This is a genomic window from Dietzia sp. DQ11-71, from assembly GCF_014144995.1.
In the GTDB taxonomy this organism is placed as follows: Bacteria; Actinomycetota; Actinomycetes; order Mycobacteriales; family Mycobacteriaceae; genus Dietzia; species Dietzia kunjamensis.
This window is the reverse complement of record NZ_JAALDT010000194.1, coordinates 1-3,134: the sequence shown is the minus strand read 5'-3', so window position 1 is coordinate 3,134 and position 3,134 is coordinate 1. Positions and strand designations below refer to the sequence as shown.

Annotated in this window: 2 protein-coding genes and 1 pseudogene; 1 reads left to right on the top strand and 2 read right to left on the bottom strand. The window is 63.0% G+C overall.

What is annotated here, in order from left to right; genetic code table 11:
• Nucleotides 1–224: 224 nt before the first annotated feature.
• Entirely contained in the window at nt 225–626 is a 402-nt protein-coding gene (locus G6023_RS07945; protein ID WP_006898346.1) for a MerR family transcriptional regulator, read from the bottom strand.
• A gap of 132 nt (nt 627–758) precedes the next feature.
• Between G6023_RS07945 and G6023_RS07940 the strand changes: the two genes are divergently transcribed.
• Nucleotides 759–2,327, top strand: a complete 1,569-nt coding sequence (locus G6023_RS07940; protein ID WP_063972674.1) for a SulP family inorganic anion transporter — start codon at nt 759–761, stop codon at nt 2,325–2,327.
• 357 nt (nt 2,328–2,684) lie between these two features.
• On the opposite strand, the pseudogene G6023_RS16375 reads toward G6023_RS07940, so the two are convergent.
• A pseudogene (locus tag G6023_RS16375) lies at nt 2,685–2,927 on the bottom strand (MurR/RpiR family transcriptional regulator); the annotation flags it as partial.
• Nucleotides 2,928–3,134 lie beyond the last annotated feature (207 nt).

Here is a 3,134-nt window from a genome sequence, read left to right as displayed (position 1 = left end):
TGCTGCAGTCGGGCGTCTTGATCGCCAGTCGACACCCGTGCGTACCCGAAAGCGTGGCCCATACCGACAAATGTAGCAATACTCGTCGCTGCTGGGCAGATCAGAAACATAGATTTTGAGACTGGGTTCCGCTACAAAATTGGCTTCCGCCCACCTCGGCGTATCCAAATCCGGCGAGCTCGAGTTCACTTGTAGCAAAAACGGTCGTTTATGGATCAGCCTGCTTAGTCAAACCTCTGGCGGAATAGTTGCAAGAACTCGGCGCTGTACTCGAGTTGGGTCTGCAGTTCGAGGTAGCGCGCTTCAGCTTCGGCGCGGATCTCTTCGACGGTCATTCTGGCGGCGTGCCAGTCATCGAGCCCCGGCGATTCTGAGCGTTGGGCCGCCGTAAGGATGTCGGTGGCTTCGAGGAACTGCTTCATGCGTTCCAGCGAGAAGCCCAAAGGTTTCATTCGCCGGACGAGGAGCAGTCGGTCGATGTCGGCGTCGGTGTAGAGCCGGAATCCGCCGGCGGTGTGGCCGGAGGGCACCACTAGGCCGATGTCGTCGTAGTGGCGCAGCGTGCGGATCGACAGGCCGGTGAAGTCAGCGACCTCACCGACCATTCGTGCGGACTCTTCCCGCATCACACTCCTCGTGAAATAGGTCACGGTGTCGGTCCCAAATTCAACGCTACCCAAACCTGACGTTACGGTAGGTTTCAAACCTCCCGTTACGGGAGAGTGTGTCATGTTCCCTCCACGGTTAGGAAAACCCCCGTGACAGCTCCCACCCACGCATCCGGGGCCTCGTCCCCGCCCCCGGCCAGCTCGGATGACGATCTCGCACCCGTCGGCGTCCTCGCGTCGTTCAAGTACGCCTTCTCTTCCCCCCGCCGACTGCGCACCGAGGTCTTGGCCGGTCTGGTCGTCGCGCTCGCGCTCATCCCCGAGGCGATCTCGTTCTCGATCCTCGCCGGAGTGGACCCGAGGGTCGGGCTGTTCGCCTCCTTCACCATGGCCGTGACGATCGCCTTCACCGGCGGACGGCCCGCGATGATCTCCGCAGCGACCGGCGCAATCGCCCTGGTCATCGCCCCCGTGGCGCGCGAGTACGGGTTGGACTACTTCATCGCCACCGTGCTGCTGGCCGGCATCTTCCAGGTCGTGTTGAGCGTGATCGGGGTGGGCAAGCTCATGCGCTTCATCCCCCGGTCGGTGATGGTCGGGTTCGTCAACGCCCTGGCCATCCTGATCTTCACCGCGCAGATCCCGCACCTGCTGGGTGTGCCGTGGTTGGTGTACCCGATGGTCGCCGCTGGCGTGCTCATCATGGTGTTCTTCCCCAAACTTTCGGCCGCGGTGCCGGCCCCGCTGGTGGCGATCGTGGCGATCACCGCCGTGGTCGTGCTCTTCGGCTGGACCATGCCCAACGTCAGCGATCAGGGCGAGCTGCCCTCCTCGCTGCCGTCGCTATTCATCCCCGACGTGCCGTGGACGTTGGAGACGCTGCAAATCATCGCCCCCTATGCCCTGGCGATGGCGCTGGTCGGGCTCATGGAGTCGATGATGACCGCCAAACTCGTCGATGACATCACCGAGGTCCGCTCCGACAAGACCCGTGAGGGATGGGGCCAGGGCGTGGCCAACATCGTCACCGCCTTCTTCGGCGGCATGGGCGGCTGCGCGATGATCGGCCAGACCATGATCAACGTCAAGCAGTCCGGCGCCCGCACCCGCCTGTCCACCCTGCTGGCTGGGATCTTCCTACTCATCCTCGTCGTAGCGTTGGGCGACATCGTCGGCCTGATCCCCATGGCTGCCCTGGTCGCGGTGATGATCATGGTCTCGGTGGCCACCATGGACTGGCACTCCATCCACCCACGCACCCTGCGCCTGATGCCGCTCCCGGAGACGATCGTCATGGCGGTCACCGTCGCCGCGACTGTGATCACCCACAACCTGGCCATCGGCGTCATCCTCGGCGTGCTCACCGCGATGGTCATGTTCGCCCGCCGCGTGGCCCACATGACGAGCCTGGAGAAGGTCTCTGAACTCGACGTCAATCACGACGGCACCATCGACATCCGCACCTACCGAGTGCGTGGCGAGCTTTTCTGGGCCTCGAGCAACGATCTGGTCTACCAGTTCGACTACACCGGCGACCCCCAGCACGTGGTCATCGACCTGACCGAGGCCGATATCTGGGACGCCTCCACCGTGGCCACCCTGGACGCGATCACCCACAAGTACGCCGCCAAGGGCAAGACCGTCGAGATCATCGGCCTTGACGGATCGAGCCTCGATCGTCTGGACAAACTCTCCGGCCACCTCGGCGACGGACACTGACTCCGCCGCTCCACCCTCGCCACCGGCTTCACCTGAGCCGCCAAGCGATGCTGCGAAATCCCGCCAAACGAAGTTGAGAGTCACAGCATCGGCGGGCGCCTCGGCTACACGTTCCGATGCCAGGAACTGAATGGTGACCGCGTGCGCAAGCGGCGCCGAGCCGCCGTTTGCCACGATGAGCACCCGGCCTGCTCCGGCGATGAGGTCGGCGGCCCGGTTGAATGCCTCGAAGTCGATCGAATCTACGGCGATGGAGAGTGCGTCAGCGGCTTTGCTGAACGAGGAGCGGACGATTCCGCGGTCACCGGGCTCATCTGCCACGGAGCCACCGGAACTACGGGCGCCCAACTCCCGTGCGATGAGCATCCGCAGATGCTGGTAGCCGCTGAAGCCTAAGTTCTTAGATGCCCGGCTCACGGTGGCAGCCGAGGTGCCCGTGCGGGCGGCCATCGCCGCGGCGGGCAAATCTAGAACGTTTTCGGGATTTTCAACGACTTCAGTGGCGACCCGCTGTTCACTGGGAATGAGTGACGGCAAGATCGAACGAATTCGATCAAGGACGCCACTGTACTCGAGGCGGTTATCCTCAGTACTGGCCATAGGCATTTTTTGCACTTTCGAAGCGGGGACAACCAGCGTGGATCTGGGGCAACGCGTGAGTGAACGTTGTTCGGCCCCTGCGTCGCCGCCAGCATAAGCGGTGAAATCAAGAAGTGGATACCGCTTCGGCTTCGGTGGTGATGTCTGTTTGGGACGCCTTTCGGAAAGAGCGGTTCTGATGATCGGGTAGCGGTCGGACGGGTATCG

Coding starts and splice junctions, on each gene's coding strand:
- G6023_RS07945 (WP_006898346.1), bottom strand. CDS start 626: ATGCGGGAAGAGTCCGCACGAATGGTCGGTGAGGTCGCTGACTTCACC.